Source organism: Azospirillum griseum, assembly GCF_003966125.1.
Classification (GTDB): Bacteria; Pseudomonadota; Alphaproteobacteria; order Azospirillales; family Azospirillaceae; genus Azospirillum; species Azospirillum griseum.
This window is the reverse complement of the sequence record NZ_RXMA01000005.1, coordinates 203,365-221,230: the sequence shown is the minus strand read 5'-3', so window position 1 is coordinate 221,230 and position 17,866 is coordinate 203,365. Positions and strand designations below refer to the sequence as shown.

At 68.7% G+C, this 17,866-nt stretch carries 18 protein-coding genes and 1 tRNA gene; 12 read left to right on the top strand and 7 right to left on the bottom strand.

Annotated features, from left to right (window positions below):
- Positions 1–236 precede the first annotated feature (236 nt).
- Positions 237–644 (top strand): metallopeptidase family protein, encoded by a 408-nt coding sequence (locus EJ903_RS08105; protein ID WP_174237264.1) that lies wholly within the window; start codon positions 237–239, stop codon positions 642–644.
- Between the two features lie 7 nt (positions 645–651).
- Here the strand turns inward: EJ903_RS08105 and EJ903_RS08100 are convergent, their stop codons facing one another.
- The gene (locus EJ903_RS08100; RefSeq protein WP_126613910.1) at positions 652–1,293 is read right to left on the bottom strand and encodes a uracil-DNA glycosylase family protein; all 642 of its coding nucleotides are present in this window, start codon (positions 1,291–1,293) and stop codon (positions 652–654) included.
- Entirely contained in the window at positions 1,290–2,024 is a 735-nt protein-coding gene (locus EJ903_RS08095; RefSeq protein WP_126613908.1) for an NAD-dependent deacylase, read from the bottom strand. Before EJ903_RS08095 ends, EJ903_RS08100 begins: the two co-directional genes overlap by 4 nt.
- A gap of 166 nt (positions 2,025–2,190) precedes the next feature.
- Between EJ903_RS08095 and EJ903_RS08090 the strand changes: the two genes are divergently transcribed.
- Positions 2,191–2,661 carry a low molecular weight protein-tyrosine-phosphatase gene (locus tag EJ903_RS08090; RefSeq protein WP_126613906.1) on the top strand — a complete coding sequence of 157 codons (471 nt, stop codon included), beginning with the start codon at positions 2,191–2,193 and terminating at the stop codon, positions 2,659–2,661.
- A gap of 112 nt (positions 2,662–2,773) precedes the next feature.
- The gene (locus tag EJ903_RS08085) at positions 2,774–3,934 is read left to right on the top strand and encodes a cyclic nucleotide-binding domain-containing protein (protein ID WP_126613904.1); all 1,161 of its coding nucleotides are present in this window, start codon (positions 2,774–2,776) and stop codon (positions 3,932–3,934) included.
- A 177-nt stretch (positions 3,935–4,111) separates the two neighbouring features.
- Here the strand turns inward: EJ903_RS08085 and EJ903_RS08080 are convergent.
- Positions 4,112–4,187: transfer RNA gene (locus tag EJ903_RS08080), tRNA-Ala, on the bottom strand.
- Positions 4,188–4,462: 275 nt separating this feature from the next.
- On the opposite strand from EJ903_RS08080, the gene EJ903_RS08075 reads away from it, so the two are divergent.
- Genes EJ903_RS08075 through EJ903_RS08060 form a run of 4 tightly spaced genes read left to right on the top strand, consistent with a single transcriptional unit; the run spans position 4,463 to position 6,979 of the window.
- A complete protein-coding gene (locus EJ903_RS08075) occupies positions 4,463–4,747 on the top strand; it encodes a YggT family protein (RefSeq protein ID WP_126613902.1) in 285 nt (94 codons plus the stop codon).
- A complete protein-coding gene (locus EJ903_RS08070) occupies positions 4,747–5,070 on the top strand; it encodes a DUF167 family protein (RefSeq protein WP_126613900.1) in 324 nt (107 codons plus the stop codon). The genes EJ903_RS08075 and EJ903_RS08070 overlap by 1 nt, the downstream gene beginning before the upstream one ends.
- A 14-nt stretch (positions 5,071–5,084) precedes the next feature.
- Positions 5,085–5,990: a bifunctional methylenetetrahydrofolate dehydrogenase/methenyltetrahydrofolate cyclohydrolase FolD gene (gene folD, locus EJ903_RS08065; protein WP_126613898.1), complete on the top strand. Its 906-nt coding sequence runs from the start codon at positions 5,085–5,087 to the stop codon at positions 5,988–5,990.
- The gene (locus tag EJ903_RS08060; protein ID WP_126613896.1) at positions 5,987–6,979 is read left to right on the top strand and encodes a magnesium transporter CorA family protein; all 993 of its coding nucleotides are present in this window, start codon (positions 5,987–5,989) and stop codon (positions 6,977–6,979) included. The genes folD and EJ903_RS08060 overlap by 4 nt, the downstream gene beginning before the upstream one ends.
- Before the next feature lie 27 nt (positions 6,980–7,006).
- Here EJ903_RS08060 and EJ903_RS08055 read toward each other — a convergent pair whose 3' ends face one another.
- Entirely contained in the window at positions 7,007–8,845 is a 1,839-nt protein-coding gene (locus EJ903_RS08055) for an extracellular solute-binding protein (protein ID WP_126613893.1), read from the bottom strand.
- A gap of 150 nt (positions 8,846–8,995) precedes the next feature.
- Here EJ903_RS08055 and ppa point away from each other — a divergent pair, with 150 nt between their 5' ends.
- Complete coding sequence (gene ppa, locus EJ903_RS08050) at positions 8,996–9,553, top strand: inorganic diphosphatase (RefSeq protein WP_126613891.1); 558 nt, start codon at positions 8,996–8,998, stop codon at positions 9,551–9,553.
- A gap of 93 nt (positions 9,554–9,646) precedes the next feature.
- Here ppa and EJ903_RS08045 read toward each other — a convergent pair whose 3' ends face one another.
- Positions 9,647–11,218, bottom strand: coding sequence for an adenosine deaminase family protein (locus tag EJ903_RS08045; protein WP_158627896.1), 1,572 nt, complete (start codon positions 11,216–11,218; stop codon positions 9,647–9,649).
- 220 nt (positions 11,219–11,438) lie between these two features.
- Between EJ903_RS08045 and EJ903_RS08040 the strand changes: the two genes are divergently transcribed.
- The 3 genes from EJ903_RS08040 to EJ903_RS08030 all read left to right on the top strand — a co-directional run bounded on the left by EJ903_RS08040 (position 11,439) and on the right by EJ903_RS08030 (position 14,722).
- Complete coding sequence (locus EJ903_RS08040; RefSeq protein ID WP_126613887.1) at positions 11,439–13,076, top strand: tetratricopeptide repeat protein; 1,638 nt, start codon at positions 11,439–11,441, stop codon at positions 13,074–13,076.
- Positions 13,077–13,081: 5 nt separating this feature from the next.
- A complete protein-coding gene (locus EJ903_RS08035) occupies positions 13,082–14,401 on the top strand; it encodes an MFS transporter (protein ID WP_126613885.1) in 1,320 nt (439 codons plus the stop codon).
- 72 nt (positions 14,402–14,473) lie between these two features.
- Entirely contained in the window at positions 14,474–14,722 is a 249-nt protein-coding gene (locus EJ903_RS08030) for a hypothetical protein (protein WP_126613883.1), read from the top strand.
- Between the two features lie 10 nt (positions 14,723–14,732).
- Here EJ903_RS08030 and EJ903_RS08025 read toward each other — a convergent pair whose 3' ends face one another.
- Positions 14,733–15,743, bottom strand: a complete 1,011-nt coding sequence (locus EJ903_RS08025; RefSeq protein WP_342772127.1) for an NAD(P)H-binding protein — start codon at positions 15,741–15,743, stop codon at positions 14,733–14,735.
- A gap of 78 nt (positions 15,744–15,821) precedes the next feature.
- Here EJ903_RS08025 and EJ903_RS08020 point away from each other — a divergent pair, with 78 nt between their 5' ends.
- Positions 15,822–16,781, top strand: coding sequence for a LysR family transcriptional regulator (locus EJ903_RS08020; RefSeq protein WP_281274752.1), 960 nt, complete (start codon positions 15,822–15,824; stop codon positions 16,779–16,781).
- Here EJ903_RS08020 and EJ903_RS08015 read toward each other — a convergent pair.
- Complete coding sequence (locus tag EJ903_RS08015) at positions 16,778–17,728, bottom strand: L-lactate dehydrogenase (RefSeq protein ID WP_126613881.1); 951 nt, start codon at positions 17,726–17,728, stop codon at positions 16,778–16,780. The genes EJ903_RS08020 and EJ903_RS08015 overlap by 4 nt on opposite strands.
- Between the last annotated feature and the right edge of the window lie 138 nt (positions 17,729–17,866).

Here is a 17,866-nt window from a genome sequence, read left to right as displayed (position 1 = left end):
CATATGACTACGAAGAGGTGCATATCACCATATGTTGATCTCGCTTAGGAGATGGAGATCCTCTTAATCATTATTATCTGTATGTTGTCGGCAACTTTATGCAATCTTTTGTCGCCCTGCAACATGGATCTCGCTACCGCGCGCATTTCCATCCGGGAATCTTTCCGCGCGACGCGGAGAGCATAACCAAGGGAGAAGGGGTTGGCGGACGCGCCGCCCACTCTTATCTTCCCCTCATGACCCAGCCCCTGCCCCCCTACGGCACCGCCCCCACGCTCGCCGACCTTGAACGTCTGGCCGACGCCGCCCTGGACACCATTCCGGCGGAGCTGCTGGCCCCGATCCAGAATCTGGTCATCCATGTGGAGGATTTTCCCGACGAGGAGACCGAGCAGGAGATGGAGCTGGAAAGCCCCTTCGACCTGCTGGGCCTGTATCGCGGCGTCGATCTGACCCGGCAGAGCGTGGCCGATGTGCGCGGCGGGCCGGACATGATCTTCCTCTACCGCCGCCCGATCCTGGATTACTGGTGCGAGACGGGGGAGGATCTGGCCGCCATCGTCCGCCATGTCCTGATCCATGAAATCGGCCACCATTTCGGCCATTCCGACGAGGACATGGAGCGGATCGAGGCGATGGGCTGACGGACTGCTACGCCCCGCCCCTGCCCTTGCCCTCGCCGCCGTCCAGAACCGCCGTCACCCGCGCCCGCAGCTCCGGGACCAGATCGCGGTCGAACCAGGGATTGCGGGCCAACCAGCCGCTGTTGCGCCAACTGGGGTGCGGCAGCGGCAGAAAGTCGGGTTCATACTCCCGCCACGCCGCCACGGTGTCGGTCATCGTCGCCTTGCGCCGCGCGCCGAGATAGCGGGCCTGGGCGTAACCGCCGACCAACAGGGTCAGGCGCACCCCGGTCAAGGCCGCCCGCAACGGCGGGTGCCACAGCGGCGCGCATTCCGGGCGGGGCGGAAAATCGCCCCCCTTGGCGGCGGTTCCGGGGTAGCACAGCCCCATCGGCACGATGGCGATCCGCGATTCGTCGTAAAACGCCGTCCGCTCCATCGCCAGCCACGCCCGCAGCCGGTCGCCCGACGGGTCGTTCCACGGGATCCCGCTGGCGTGCACCCGCGCGCCCGGCGCCTGCCCGACGATCAACAGCCGGGCGGTGGTCGAACCGCGCAGCACCGGACGGCAGCCGTGCGGCAGCGCGTCGGCGCAACGGGTGCAGGCCCGTGCCTCGGCGAACAGACGCGCCAGCGCGTCCGAGGTGGCGGGCGGGGTGGGCGGCGTCACAGCGCCAGCAGCTCCGCGACCAGGGCCGGAACCAGGGCGGTCGCCGGTCCCTGGATCGCCCGGTCAAAGCGGCTGACGCCCTCCGACGGGTCCAAATTCAGTTCGACCGTCACCGCCCCGTTGGCCCCGGCCTCCGCCACGAAACCGGCGGCGGGGTAGACATGGCCGGAGGTGCCGATGGACAGGAACAGGTCGCAATCCTCCAAGGCCGCCTGGATGCGGTCCATGTGGTACGGCGTTTCACCGAACCACACGACATCCGGTCGCAAACCGCCCTTGCCCCCGCAGCTCAAACACAGGTCATGCACCGACAGATCGTCGTGGCAGTCCGTCACCGCGTGGCAACGCTGACATACCGCCTTCAGCAATGCGCCGTGCATGTGGATCGGATCGGCGGAACCGGCGCGCTCGTGCAGATCGTCGATGTTCTGCGTCACCAGGGTGACGGAGCCACGCCACCCCCGCTCCAGCGCCGCAAGCGCCGCGTGCGCCGCGTTGGGCTGGATCGCCGGGTCCAGCAGCCCCCGGCGGCGGTCGTTGTAAAAGCGGTGGACCAGATCGGGGTTCCGGGCAAAGCCGCGCGGCGTCGCCACATCCTCCAAATCCACCTCGGACCAGATGCCCCCGGCGCAGCGGAAGGTGTCCAACCCGGATTCCTGGGAAATCCCGGCCCCGGTCAGAATCACGATGGAATCGGTCTGATTCAGTCGAAGGGAGTCCAACACCGGCATCAGTCTTTCTCCTTCGCGTCGCGGTCGGCGGGCATTGTGGCGGAACGGACGGCGCTGTCGAGACGTGATTTTCTCAACCGAACCCATCGACGACGTCGTTCGTTTTCAAACCGCCCGCAACCGGATAGCCTGCGGCCCGACGCGTCCGGCAACGAGAGTCCACGCCATGGTGAAGCTTCTGTTCGTCTGCACCGGCAACATCTGCCGTTCCCCCACGGCGGAGGGGGTGTTCCGTCACCTCGTCGCCCAGGCCGGGTTGGACGGGCGCATCGGCGCGGACTCCGCCGGTACCCACGGCTATCACATCGGCGAACCGCCCGACCCGCGCACCGTGAAAACAGCCAAGGCGCGGGGCGTCGACCTGTCGGGCCTGCGCGCCCGCAAGGTGGCGCTGGATGATTTCTACGCGTTCGATCACATCCTGGCGATGGACAGCGGGCATTTGGAGCAGCTGCGGCGGCTGGCCCCGGCGGACGCCACGGCCACCCTGTCGCTGTTCCTGGACGTCCTGCCCGACAGCGGCCTGCGCGACACGCCCGATCCCTATTACGGCGACGCGCGTGGCTTCGAACAGGTGTTCGACCTGTGCGAGCGGGGGGCCGCCGCATGGCTGGCCCGCGTCCGTCCCGACCGCTGACGGAGGGGGCAATTTGTAAGATTCAATGCCGAATCGGGACCGATAGCGTCTCGCCCACGCCCCGGCCAGTGGTTATACTTGGGAAATCATAAGTCCGGAGTCACCGACCACCATGCCCACCGTTTGTGGCGCTCTCGACGGGATTTCCCTGTTCGACTCCTTCACGTCCGCCGAACGCGCGGCGGTGGAGGCGCAGGGCCGGGTGTTTGACGCCCCTCCCGGTCATGTGCTGATGAGCGAGGGGACGGAGGCGCAATCCCTGTATGTCCTGCTGTCGGGAACCGTGCGCGTGGTCCGCAGCGACGGCGTCGGCGGGCAGGTGGAGGTCGGGTTCCGGCAGGCCGGGGAATGTTTCGGCGAAATGGCGCTGGTCGATGGCGGCACCCGGTCGGCCTCCATCATCGCCGCCACGCCGGTCACGGTGTTCGAACTGGAACGCGACCTGTTCCTGTCGCTGATCTCGCCCTCGCCCGATCTGCTGGCCAAGCTGCTGCGCGAGTTGAGCCGGATGATCCGCGACGTGTCGGAACGGGTGGTGCGCGAGGATCTGGAGCGCCGCGCCCGGCTGGCCGAATCCGCGTTGGCCCGCCACCGCGCCATCACCCAGGCCGTCACCGGGCTGGCGCACGAGCTGAACACGCCGCTGGGCGTCTGCGTCACCGCCGCCAGCCATTTGCAGGATTTGGCGGTGATGGGGATGGAGGATGTGCGGGAACCGACCGCGCTCCTGCAATCCAACCTTGCCCGCGCGGTCGAACTGGTGGAGGCCTTCACCGCCATCGCCGCTTGCCAGCACACCGGCCCGCTGGACGCGCTGGACGCGCGCGAAGTGGTGGAGCACGCCATTGCCCTGTTCCGGGCGCAGCGCCCCGATTGCGGGCTGTCCATCACCGTTCTCCCCGGCGATCCCTGCCCGTGGCTGGGCCACGCGGCCCATCTGGACCGTGTTCTGCACCATCTGATCGACAACGTCCACGCCCACGCCCACCCGGACGGGGGCGGAAGTCTGACGATTGCGCTGGATCCGGCCGCGCTGGAGGGCAAGCGCGCGTGGCGGATCACCCTGCGCGACGACGGGGTCGGCATCGCCGCCGCCCACCTGCCGGTTCTGACCGACGCCTTTTTCACCACCGCGCGCGGGCGCGGCCACAAGGGGCTTGGCCTGGCCGTGGTGTTCAACACCGTCACCGGTCCAATGGGCGGGCGTCTGAGCATCGACAGCCAACCCGGCCAGGGAACCCGCGTGACCCTTGTGATTCCACAAGACTTGTAAGGGCCAAACACGGCTGGGAGCAAACCCCGCCAAACAGGCCGCGCGCCTCGCCGAGCGCGCTCAACCACCATGGCCAAGCGCACAAAGGCAAAAAACCCGAACGGATCTCTCCGTCAGGCACAACAATCTGTCAGCGGACATTTGCCCGCTGGAACGTCTGATTGTCTCGGGGGAAATTGGTGGAGCCGAGGAGGATCGAACTCCCGACCTACGCATTGCGAACGCGTCGCTCTCCCAGCTGAGCTACGGCCCCACACACACGATCCGCACGCGGCTTGCGTCCGGCGTGGCGCGGTTTTTAGCCATTCACGGCGGGGCTGTCAAGCGGCTGATTCAGAAAAATCGACACCAGCTCCCACGCCGCCACGCGCACCCCAGCCCACAAGCTGCGGAAAAGCCACGGGACTGGACAGCGTTGCGCGCCTGTGGTTAGGGTGCGGCCCAAACGCAGGCGCCCGCATCGGGCCGCCGGATCGGGCCGCCGTGACGGACGCGGCCGTCCCAAAACCGACACGGAGCAGGCCCGGCATGATCGCGCTGTATGTGCTCATCAACACCATTCTGGACCTTTTCTTCTGGGTCCTGATTCTCTCGGCGGTCTTGAGCTGGCTGGTGGCGTTCAACGTCGTCAACACCCGCAACCGCGCGGTCTATCTGATCGGTGACGCGCTCCACCGCCTGACCGAACCGGTGCTGCGCCCGATCCGCAACGTTCTGCCCAACATGGGCGGGCTGGATCTGTCGCCCATCGTGGTTCTGCTGGGGATCTCCTTCGTTCAGAACCTGTTGGCGCAATACTGGCCGCGCTTCTGATGCCCGGCCCGCTGGAGCCGGTGGCCGACGGGCTGCGGCTGGCCTTGCGGGTGACGCCGAAGGCGTCGCGCAACGCCGTCGCCGGGCTGGCGGACACCGCCGACGGCGGGCGGGTGCTGAAGGTGACGGTCACGGCCGTGCCGGAAAACGGCAAGGCCAACGACGCCGTTGTGAAACTGCTGGCCAAGGCGTGGAAACTGCCGAAAACCAGCCTGACGGTGGTGGCCGGGGCCACCGACCGCAACAAGATCATCCATGTGGCCGGCGATCCGGCGGCGCTGATGCCCCGCCTGACGGCCTTGATTGACAGCGCAGCAGAGTGAGTGTGGAGGCGACCATGGCGGACGCAAAGATCATCGACGGCAAGGCTTTCGCGGCCGGTCTCAGGGCGCGGGTGGCTGATGGCGTCGCCGCGCTGAAGGCCAGCCATGGCGTCACCCCCGGTCTGGCCGTGGTGCTGGTGGGCGAGGATCCGGCCAGCCAGGTCTATGTGAAGTCCAAGGAACGGGCGCTGGTCGAGCTGGGGATGAACTCCTTCGACCATCATGAACCCGCCGACATGGCCGAAGCCGACCTGCTGGCCCTGATCGACCGGCTGAACGCCGACCCGGCGGTCCATGGCATCCTGGTGCAACTGCCGCTGCCCAAGCACATCGACACGCAAAAGGTCCTGGCCCGCATCGTGCCGGAAAAGGACGCCGACGGCTTCCACGTCGTCAACGCCGGTCTGCTCGCCACCGGCCAGCCGGGGGCCATCGTGCCCTGCACCCCGCTGGGCAGCCTGCTGCTGATCCGCGACACGCTGGGCCATGATCTGAAGGGCAAGCGGGCGCTGGTGCTGGGCCGGTCCAACATCGTCGGCAAGCCGATGGCGCAACTGCTGCTCCAGGCCGATTGCACGGTGACGCTGGCCCATTCGCGCACCGCCGATCTGGCCGGGGAATGCCGCCGCGCCGACATCCTGGTCGCCGCCGTCGGTCGGCCCGAGATGGTGCGCGGCGATTGGATCAAGCCGGGGGCGACGGTGATCGACGTCGGCATCAACCGCGTCCCGGCGGCCGAACCGGGCAAGACCAAGCTGGTCGGCGACGTTCATTTTGCCGAGGCGGTGACGGTCGCCGGGGCCATCACCCCGGTCCCCGGCGGCGTCGGCCCGATGACCATCGCCTGCCTGATGCTGAACACGCTGGCCGCCGCCTGCCGCGCGGCGGGTGCCCCGGTCCCCGCCGAGGCCGGGCTGTGATTACGGTTCACACCCGCGTCGATGGCCGCGTCGTCCGCCAGCCCTTGGCGCTGGGCGAGGCGCTGCCGCCCGACGCGGTGTGGATCGACCTGCTGCGCCCGGACGAGGAGGAGCGCGCCCATGTCGGCGCGCTGACCGGTTGCGACCTGCCGACCCGCGCGGAAATGCGCGAGATCGAGGCGTCGAGCCAGCTCTACACCGAAGGCGACGGCGTTTACATGACCTCGCCAATCATCTCGCGCGCCACCTCCCCCCACCCCGAACAGGGGGAGCTGACCTTTGTCCTGACGCCGCGCCACCTCATCACCCTGCGCTACACCGAACCGCTGCCGGTCATCACCTTCGCCGCCCGCTGCGTCCGCCAGCCGGAGTTGCTGGCGTCGAGCGAAACGGCGCTGTTCGGCCTGCTCGACGCGGTGATCGACCGGGTGGCCGACGTGCTGGAGCTGGTCGGCGGCCGCATCGACGAGCTGTCCACCCGGATTTTCGACGATTCGCTGGACAGCGGCGGCTTTGGCAAGGCGGCCAAGAAGCCCGACGAGTTGCAGGACGTGCTGCGCGGCATCGGCCGGGCGGGCGACCTGACCCACAAGGTGCGCGACAGTCTGGCCGGTCTGGACCGTCTGGTGGTGTTCCTCACCTCCGTCAGCGGCGGGCGGCTGACCAAGGACCAGAAAACCGCGCTGAAGACGATGACGCGCGACTTGCGGTCGCTGAACGAGCACGCCGGTTTCCTGGCGCACGAGGCGAATTTCCTGCTCGACGCCACGCTGGGCCTCATCAACATCGAACAGAACGCCATCATCAAGATCTTCTCGGTCGTCGCCGTCGCCCTGATGCCGCCGACCCTGATCGCCTCGGCCTATGGCATGAATTTCAAACACATGCCCGAACTGGATTGGGAATACGGCTACCCGATGGCGATCCTGCTGATGGTGCTGTCGGCGGTCGGCCCGCTCTGGTATTTCCGGCGGCGCGGCTGGCTGTAACCGCCCCTCTCATACCGCCTCTCTCTGTTACCGTCTGGCCGGATCCACCCACCAGCTTTCGATCAGCGGGCCATAGAGCGGGGTGACGGCGGGGCGGCGCAGGTGGGACCAGTGGGCCAGACGGTCCACCGGGCTGTAAAACAGCGGAACCATGTATTGCCCCCACATCAGAACGCGGTCGAGCGCGTGGACCCGCGCCACCAGATCGGCGCGCGTCGTCGCCTCCGCGATGGATTGGGCGATGGCGTCCACCGCCGGGTCGCGGATGCCCGCCAGATTGCGGCTGCCCTCCTGCCCGGCGGCGGCGGAGCCGTAATAGTAAAGCTGCTCGTTGCCCGGTGACAGGCTGGACGCCCACCAGCGCACCACCATGTCGAAGTCGAAGCGGTCCAAGCGGGCCTGGAACTGGGCGTTGTCCACCGCGCGGACGCGGGCGGCGATGCCCAACCCGTCGAGCGAGCGGGCGAACTCCAGCGCCACCCGTTCGTCCGCCGGATCGGACAGCAAGATTTCGAAGACAAAGGGCTGGCCCTCCGCGTTGGTCAGACGCCCCTCGCGGATCGTCCACCCCGCCTCGGCCAGCAGGCGCAGCGCCGCCCGCCGGTTGGCCCGCGCGCCCGCCGGGCCGCTGCCGTCGGTGATGGGCAGGGCAAAGGGCTGGGTGAACAGCGCGGGCGGCAGCCGGTCGCGGAACGGCTCCAGCGCGGCCAGTTCCGCCCCCTGCGGCACGCCCTGGGCGGCCAGTTCGGAGTTCGGGTAGTGGCTGGCGGTGCGGGTCAGCGCGTTGTGGAACAGGGTGCGCCCAATCCAGGCGAAATCGGTGGCCATGCCAAGGGCCTGCCGCACCCGGACATCGGCGAACAGCGGGCGGCGGGTGTTGAAGATCAGGCCACGCGCCGCGTCGGGGCGGCGGTGGGCCAGTTCCTCCCGCTCGATCCGCCCGTCGCGCAGGGCCGGGCCGTCGTAGCCGGTTGCCCATTTGGCCGGATCGATCTCGCGGCGGATGTCGCCCTCTCCCGCCTTGAAGGCTTCGAGCGCGACCGAGTCGTCGCGGTAATAGACATACTCCAACCAGTCGGCGTTGAACTGGCCGCGCCGGATCGGCAGATCGCGGCCCCAATAATCGGGAATCCGCTCGTACACCACGCGCCGACCGGCATCGACCGCCGCCACCCGATAGGGGCCGCTGCCCAGGATCGGGTCCAGCGTCGTGCGGTCGAACGGCTTGTCCGCCCACCACGCCTTGCTGTGGATCGGCATCAGCCCCATCAGCAGCGGCATTTCCCGGTCGATGCCGCCATCCTCGTTCGCGGCGAAGACGAAACGGACGGTTTGCGCATCCAGCGCCTCGGCCCGCGCCACCTTGGCGTAGAACAGCCGCCGGTTCGGCGTGCCGTGCACCCGCTGGATCTCCAGCGAGAACAGGACATCCGCCGCCGTCACCGGAGTCCCATCGTGCCAGCGCGCCAGCCGGTTGATGTGGAAGGTCACGGCGGAGCGGTCGGGGGCCACCTCCAGCCGGTCGGCCAGCAGGCCATACAGCGAGAACGGCTCGTCCCACGACCGCGTCAGCAGGGTTTCAAAGGTGAAGCCCAGCCCCTGGACCGGAACGCCCTTGACGATGTGCGGGTGCAGCGAGTCGAAAGACCCGGTCACGGCCTGCCGGATGGTCCCGCCCTTGGGCGCGTCGGGGTTGACGTAGGGCAGCGCGGCGAAATCCGGCGGCAGCCGCAGATCGCCGTGCATGGCGATGCCGTGGGTGGCCGTGTCGGGCGGGACGGTGCTGGCCGCAATGGACGGCGGCGCGGCGATGGCACCGCCGGGGGCGGCCAGCAGCGCCAGGGCGAGGAGGAGGGAGCGGATCATGGCGTCAAGGTTGCTCCTTTGCCGCACCCGCGCAAGAGTGCCTTGGCCTTGGGCGCGCTTGCGCCTAAACTCCGCCCCCGGCGGTGCCGGTCTTCGCGTCGGCGCCCAAGAAAAACGTGCCCTGTTACGCCAGTCGAAGGACGAGAGAAGATGGATCTGAGCAAGGTTGCCGTGGGCAAGAACCCGCCCTGGGATGTGAACGTCGTCATCGAAATCCCGGTCGGTGGCGATCCGGTGAAGTACGAAGTCGACAAGGAATCGGGCGCGGTGTTCGTCGACCGTTTCCTGCACACGGCGATGTACTATCCCTGCAACTACGGCTTCATCCCGCACACCCTGTCGGGCGACGGCGACCCGGTGGATGTCTGCGTCATCGGTCAGGTCCCGGTCGTTCCGGGGGCGATCCTGCGCTCGCGCCCGATCGGCGTGCTGTACATGGAAGACGAAGCCGGCATCGACGAAAAGCTGCTGGCCGTTCCGGTGGACAAGCTCCACCCCTTCTACAGCGACGTGAAGAACTACACCGATCTGCCGGAGATTCTGGTCCGCCAGATCGCCCACTTCTTCGAGCACTACAAGGATCTCGAAAAGAACAAATGGGTGAAGACCAAGGGTTGGGGCGATGCCGAGGCCGCCGCCAAGCTGATCGAAGAGGGTCTGGCCCGCGCGAACGACGCGAACCAGGGCAAGCCGGGCGTGGTCGTCTGATCGACGGTTGAGCCGCAAGGCGACGCGGAACCGGGGGCTGCGGCAACGCAGCCCCCGTTCTGTTTCTTCAGATCTTGCCCTCGGCAAGTTTCTTCAGATCTTGCCTTCGGCAACCTCGTGGTCGAAGCGGCGCAGCGCCTCTTCCAACGCCCATTGCCGTTTGGCCTTGTCGCTGCGGTCCAACAGGCCCTGGCAGGCCGCCGACGGCGCTTCGCCCACGGTGCAGAGCCGGGCCGACCACAGGCTGTCACCGGGCAGGAAGCTGTGTTCCAGGCTGGTGCGGGCCAGACGGACCAGATCGCCATAGCCAAGGCCGAATTCGGTGACGCCGCGCTCCAGCTCGTTGGTCAGGTCGATGCGGCTGACGCCCTCGTCGTCGGTGGAGATCACCGTCGGCACCCCCGCCGCGCGGTAGATCGGGAAGGGGTGGTCCTTGCCCGCCACCCCCAGGATCACGTCGTTGCTGGTCAGGTTGATTTCCACCGCGACCTTGCGCGCCGCCATCTGGCGCAGCAGGCCCTGCGGGTCGTCCTCATACATCAGATCGACGCCATGGCCGATGCGCTTGGCCCCGGCGATCTCCACCGCCTTGCGGATGTGGTTGCGCAGCTCCTCCGGCGGGACCAGCCCCAGCGTCAGTTCACCGGCGTGCAGGGCGACGTTGGTGTCGGGGAAGCGGCGGCGGGTTTCGGCGATCATCGCCATGTGCAGGTCGTAGTCGGCCAGCGCCACCGGGTTGTCTTCCGGCGCGACGTAGTTCAGGCCGACGACGCGCGGTTCCTGTGCGGCGAGCATGGCGTTGAACAGGGTGACGGCCAGCACCGGGCTGGGGGCCTGCGTGCGCGACACCTGTTGGATGTAGCGCACCGACACACCGCAGCCGGGTTTGGCCGCCGGGGTGCCGCAGCCCAGCAGGCTGCGCATCCGCGCTTCCGCCGCGTCGATGTCCTGCTTGGCCTGTGGCACCAGAGCGGACAGACCGGCGGCGGTCAGCGTGTCGGCCATCTGGGGCACGCTGCCGGTCCAGGGCGTGGCCTTGCCGATGTTGGCGGCGGCCCAGGTCCGGAAGGACACCATCAGCTCGACATGCTGTTCGCCCTGCCGCCCGGCGCGGTCCACCACCTCGGCCAGCAGATCGCCGGTGGAGCCGGTCGCCGCGCTGAACCGGCCAAAGGTGGCAAAGAACTGGTCGTGCAGGCTGTAGCCGGAAATGGGCAGCGCGTCGCGGGTGGACAGGGCGTCCAGCGCCATCGGGTAGAGCACGCTGTCACCGATGACCACGCTGGCCGCCGGTTGCGGGCTGTCCTTGGTGGTTCCGCAGGGCTTCTCCTGGGTCGGGGCGACCAGGGATTTCGCCGCGACGTTGAAGCAGAGATTGCCCGCCTGCGCCAGCCGCAGATAGGTTTCGGCATAGACCGCGCCGGTCAGGTGGCTGTGGAGATCGGCCCCCTTGGGCATGCGGTAGAGGAAGGCGCGCAGCTCCGGCGGGCTGTGGCGCACCGCCTCGAACCGCCGCGCGGCCGCCGAGTCGGCGGCGACGGCGGGCTGGGCGTCGTCCTTGGGCAGGACCGTCGTCACGGTCGGCCCCATCGTGGTGGTGGCGCAGCCCGCCAGCAGAATCGCCGCCAGCGCCGGGCTGGCCCAACGCGCAAACACCCCGTTCATCCCATCCTCCCCGCTGCAATCATCCATTGCGCGAACTGTGACGGAGATAATCGCCCCAACGCAATCACCGCGCGTGGATGAACGGTATTTGCGTCAAACACCAAGGACTTGACCCGATCCTTGCCGCCGTCCCCGCCGCATTGAAACGCTGTAGCCATGGGGAAATTCCCGCTATGGTGCGGGCATCACCTTCGTGCCTTTGCCGACCGGAGCCGCCGCGATGACCGACACGCCCGCCCCCACCCTGCTCGACGCGGCCCGTCTGTTCCGGGCCAACGATTTGGCAGGGGCGGAAGCCGCGTGCCGGGCGATGCTGGCCGTCAACCCGCACGACGCGCAGGCGGTCCATCTGCTGGGGCTGGTCGCCGCCCACACCGGCCACCCGGACGACGCGCTGGCCCTGTTCACCGAGGCGATTGCCGAGCTGGACACCGACGCGTCCTTTCACAACAGCCGGGGCAGCCTGCTGTTCCAACTGGGTCGCGCGACGGAGGCGGAGGCCGCCTTTCGCGCCGGTCTGGCGGTGAACGACCGTTACCCGGAACTGCACGGCAATCTTGGCAACGCGCTGAAGGCGCTGGGACGGCTGGAGGAAGCCGCCGAGAGCTTCCGCGCCGCGCTGGCGCTGAAGGACAACGCGCCGGAGATGCATCATTTCCTCGCCGCCACCCTGCGCGAACTGGGCGACCTGGAGGCGGCGGAACAGCATTTCGGCAAGGCGCTGGAACTGGCCCCCGATTATCTGGACGTTCATTACAGCCTGGCCGAACTGCTCTCCACCCAAGGGCGTCTGGAAATGGCCGAGCAATCGTTCCGCAAGGTGCTGGAGGCGGCCCCGCGCTTCGTCCCCGCCCAGGTCGGCTTGGCCCACGCGCTGCAAAGCCTGGATCGCGCGTCCGAGGCCATCGACGCGATCGAGGCGGCGCGCGAACAGGCCCCCGATCACCCGATGATCCAGTTCACCCGCCGCCTGATCTACTCCAGCGCGGTCCCCGGCTGGCATCTGCCGATGATCAATGATTTCGAGCGCAACGACGCCTACAAGCACGCGCTGGAACGGGCGGTGACGCCGGACTCGCTGGTGCTGGAGATCGGGACCGGATCGGGCATCGTGTCGATGATGGCCGCCCGCGCCGGGGCCAAACAGGTCGTCACCTGCGAGGTGAACCCGATCCTGGCCCGTGTGGCCAAGGAAACCGTCGCCCGCAACGGCTACGCCGACCGCATCAGCGTCGTGCCGCGCCTGTCCACGCAATTGACCGTGGGCGAGGACGGCGATTTGCCGGAAAAGGCCGACGTCTTCGTGTCCGAACTCATCAACATCGGCATGCTGGCCCCGCGCATGCTGTCGGTCCTGCAACACGCCCGCACCCATCTGGTGAAGCCCGGCGGTGCCATCATCCCGCGCGCCTCCACCGTCTACGCCATGCTGGTGGAAACGCCGGAGCTGGCGCGCATCAACCCGGTGGAGCGCATCGACGGCTTCGACATGTCGGCCTTCGACGTCTTCCGCTCCCCCGGCTATCAGCAGATCGATCTGGCCGCCGATGCCCACACCCCGCTGTCCGACCGCTTCACCGCGCTGGATTTCGACTTCACCCGCAACATGCCGGAGGAGGGCGAAGAGGAGATCGCGGTCACGGTGACGGCGGAGGGCACCTGCCACGGCGTCGCCTTCTGGTTCGACCTCTTCATGGACGATGAGGTGGTCTACAAGTCCGAAAGCCTGTCGCGGACCAACCACTGGAAACAGGCGATGACCTTCCTGGAGCTGCCGATCAAGGTCCGCCCCGGCGACCGCCTGACCGTCGTCGCCCGTTACGACAACAACCAGATCTCGTTCGGCATCGGCGGGTGAGCGGGGTGGCTCCCCCGTCCCAAACCCCGGCCCCCCTCAACCGCCGGGCGGTTGCGTCCTGGTGCCTGTATGATTGGGCGAACTCCGCCTACAACACCATCATCACCACCTTTGTCTTTTCCGTCTATTTCGCCCGTGGCGTGGTGGGCGATCCGGTGGAAGGAACCGCGCGTTGGAGCGCGGCGATGACCCTGGCCGGGGTCGCCATCGCCCTGCTCAGCCCGCTGTTGGGGGCGATTGCCGACCGGCACGGGCGGCGCAAACCCTGGATGGCCCTGTTCACCGGGGTGACGGTGGCGTTCAGCGCCGCGCTGTGGTGGGTGCGGCCCGATCCCGCCGACGCGCTGTTCGCGCTGGTCTGCGTCGTGGTCGCCACCGTGGCGTTCGAACTGGCCAACGTCTTCTACAACGCCAGCCTGCCCGCGCTGGTTCCGGCCCGTCTGCTGGGGCGGGTGTCGGGCTGGGGGTGGGGCATCGGCTATTTCGGCGGGCTGGCCTGTCTGGTGCTGGCCCTGTTCGGCTTCGTGAAGGCCGAGGCCCCGCTGTTCGGTCTGTTCGGGTTGAGTTGGGACGCCTGGGGGCCGCAGGCCAACATCCGCGCCACCGCGCTGCTGGTCGCCCTGTGGTACGGGATCTTCGCCCTGCCCTATTTTCTGTGGGTGCCGGACGCGCCGTCGAACGGCCAATCCCTGATCCAGGCGACGCGGGAGGGGGTGGCCACGCTGGTCGGCACCCTGCGGCAGGCCGGGCGGCACCGCCAGACGCTGCGCTTTCTGATCGCCAGCGCCTTTTTCCGCGACGGCATCAACACCATCACCGCCTTTGGCGGGCTGTTCGCGGCGGGCAGCTTCGGCATGAGCTTTGAGGAGATCGTCCTGTTCGCCATCGCCCTGAACGTGGTGGCCGGGGCGGGGGCCATCGGTTTTGCCTGGATGGACGACCGGGCGGGGGCCAAGCCGGTGATCCTGGCGGCACTGGTCGGCATGACCCTGTTCGGCCTGCCGCTGCTGCTGGTGACGGACAAACTGTGGTTCTGGGTGCTGGCGCTGGGGTTGGGGCTGTTTTTCGGCCCGGCGCAGGCGGCGGGGCGGTCGTTGATGGCCCGCCTGTCGCCGCCGGACATGACCGGCGAGATGTTCGGCCTGTATGGGTTGACCGGCCGCTTCGTCGGCTTTTTCGGACCGTTCCTGTTCGGGCTGGCGACGGAGGCCTTTGCCAGCCAACGCGCGGGCATGGCCACGGTTTTGGCCTTCTTCGTCATCGGTTTTGTCCTGATGCTGGGGGTGCGGGAACCGGTTGCCCCGCGTCAGAACGCCGCAAACTGAGAGATTTTCCGGCTCAACGCTGATAGGTTCGCTTTTGCTGCGACGCACAATGTCGAGCCGAGGGAGCGGATCATGCTGCACATCAAGGACATCGAGGCGTTCGCCCGCATCAACGAGGCGCTGAACACCGGTCCGGAGTCGGCCACCCCCGTCGCGGGCGCCGCCCACACCATGCACCCGGCGCTGTTGCTGGCGCTGGTCGCCACCGGTCGCTTGCCGCTGTCGGCCCTGCCCCGCCCCGGCCATCCCACGCAACAGCCCGAAACGACCGACCCGCAAACGCCTGCCCCCCAATCGCCCGGCACGCCGTCGGACTCCTGACACACCCCCATCACGCCGCCGGAAGGCACCCCATCCCGATCAGGCTGCGGCGCACGGCCTCGTCCAACGGGGTGTGCGGTTCCGCCCCCAGCGCCGCGACAAGGCGGCGGTTGTCGAGCCGCACCGGCTGTTCCCAGAGATAGCGCATCTCCATCACCTCGCGGATGAAGGGCACGAAGGGGGCGGCCAGACGGAACAGGCCCCACGGCAGCCGCCGCACCGGCAGGTCGGCGCGGCCCACCGCCCGCGCGATCGCCGCCGCCATCGCCGTTCCGTCCGGATCCCAATGCCCGCCGACATGAAAGCGCGCGGCGTCGTCCAGCCCCTCCGGGCGGTCCAGCAGCCGCACCGCCGTGTCGGCCAGATCGGGCAGATAGGCCCATTGATGGCTCACACCGGGACGGCCCGGCAGCGTCACCCGCGCCACGGGACGGCCCGCCGTGACCAGCCCCTGCGCAAACCAGGTGTTGCCGGAACGAGGGCCGAAGAAATCGCCCGCCCGCAGGATCAGCAGCTTGGCCCCGCGCCCGACCGCGTCGCCCAGGCGGCGTTCCATCTCCACCCGGATCGCCCCCTTGCGGGTCAACGGGCGCTGCGGCGCGTCCTCGTCGATCAGGGGAAAGGCGTCGGGGCCGTAATTGTAGACGGTTCCGGGCAGCAGGACGCGGGCACCCTGGTCAATCGCGGCGGCGATGGTGGCGTCCACCATCGGCAACACCAGTTCGCCCCAGTTGCGGTAGCCCGGCGGGTTGACCGCGTGGACGATCAGCGACGCGCCATCGGCTGCGGCGCGCACATCGGCGGCGGACAGGGCGTCGCCGCGCGTCCACTCCACCCCATCGGCATCCACCCCGAGTCGCATCGGGTTGCGGTGGAGGGCGCGCACCCGCCACCCCGCCGCCACCAACCGCCGGGCCAGCTCACCGCCGATCCCGCCGGTCGCCCCCAGCACCAGCGCCCGCCGACCCGCCGCCTGCGTACCCGTCTTCCGCGCGTCCTCTTTCGCCTCACCGCTCATCATCCATCCCCCTGGGTTGCGTCGTGTTCGGGGGAGAGGATGACAGCGCCGGGGATGAATGGAATTGTCGAACTCTGTTGGATGGCTATACTCAAATCGATGAACGCCACCCCGCCCAGTTGGGATCTCTACCGCAGCTTTCTGGCGGTTCTGCGCGACGGGTCGCTGTCGGCGGCGGCGCGGACGCTTGGCTTGACGCAACCGACGCTGGCCCGCCACGTCGCCGCGCTGGAGGAGGCCGTCGGCGGCGCGCTGTTCGTCCGCTCCCCCCAAGGCTTGGAGCCGACCGACGCCGCCCAGGCGCTGAAGACGCAGGCGGAGGCGCTGGAATCGGCGGCGGCGGCGCTGTGGCGCACGGCGGCGGGGTTGAGCCGGGCGGACGGAGTGGCGGATCCCGTGCGCGGCCCGGTGCGCGTCACCGCCAGCGAGGTGACGGGTGCCCGCGTGCTGCCGCCGATTCTCGCCGCCCTGCGCGCCGCCCATCCCGCCCTGGTGATCGAGCTGGTGCTGTCCAACCGGGTGGACAATCTGTTGCAGCGCGACGCCGACATCGCCGTCCGCATGGTGGAGCCGGAGCAGCAGGCGTTGGTCGTCCGCAAGATCGGCAGCGTCGCCTTGGGCCTGCACGCGCACCGGGACTATCTGGACCGTCACGGTCGCCCGCAAACCCTGGCCGACCTGAGCGGGCACAGCCTGATCGGCTATGACCGGCCCAGCCCGGCGATCCGCGCCATGGGTCGGCGCTTTCCCGGTTTTCTCGACCTGCCCTTTGCCCTGCGCACCGACAGCGACCTCGCCCAACTGGCCGCCATCGAGGCCGGATTCGGGCCGGGTGTCTGTCAGGTCCGGCTCGCCCGCCGCAACCCGGCCTTGGTCCGCCTGCTGCCCGACGCGCTGGAGCTGTCGCTGGGCGTCTGGATCGCCATGCACGAGGATTTGCGCTCCACCCCCCGCTGCCGCGCCGTGTTCGACGGGCTGGTCGCGGGGTTGAGCGCCTATGTGGCCGAAAGCGGGGGCGAGTCCAACGGAAACGCGGCTTAGGAAGACCAGCCCATCCGCTGTTCCACCCCGTCGGCGGCCTCCTTCAGGATGGTGGCGCTGCGACGGAGCGCGGTTTCCTCGTCGGCGGACAGATCCGGCAGGATGGTATCGACCACCCCGCGCGCGCCGATGACGCGGGGCAGCGACAGCACCACCTGCGGCACGCCGACCACCTGATCGTTCAGAACCGCGCAGGTCGCCACCAGATTTTCATCCCCGGCGATGGCGGCGACCAGCCGGGCCAGCCCGCCGCCGATGCCAAAGGCCGTGTGCCCCTTGCCCGCGATGATGCGGTAGGCGGCGCGGCGCACCCCTTCGTCGATGGCCGCGCGGTCCTCCGCGCTCAAAGGACGGCCAAGCTGGGCGGCGGCGCGGTCCACCGGAACCCCGGCGACGGTCGCCCCCGACCACAGCAGCACCTCCGAGTCGCCATGCTCGCCGACGACGTGGGCGTGGACCGACTTCGGCGTCACCCCCAACCGCGCGCCCAGCAGCGCCCGGAACCGCGCCGTGTCCAGCACGGTGCCGGACCCGATGACCCGGTGCGGCGGCAGGCCGCTGATGCGGGTGGCGATCTGGGTCATCACATCCACCGGGTTGGTGGCGATCAGCAACACCGCGTCGGGTGCGGCGGCCAGCACGGCGGGGATCACGGCGGCGAACACCCGCGCGTTGCGCTCCAGCAGATCGAGCCGGGTTTCCCCCGGCTTCTGCCCCACCCCGGCCGACAGCACCACCACCCCGGCCCCGGCCAGGGCCTCATAGGGGCCGGCCTGCACCGTCACCGCGTGGGTGAAGGGCACGGCGTGGGCGATGTCCTGCGCCTGGGACTGGGCCAGCGCCGCGTTCGCGTCCACCAGCACGATCTCGCTCGCCGCCCCCGTCGTCACCATCGCAAACGCGGCGGTGCTGCCGACAAACCCGGCCCCGACGATGCCAACCTTCATGACCCGATCCCCCAATCGTCGCACACAGTCTATACCCTCAGCCTGCGACCGGCAGCGCGCCGACGCAAGCCCGCCCCGCGCAACCGCGAGTCCTCTCACTTTCGACCGGGCGCGACGAAACGTCCCCTTGTCCAATGG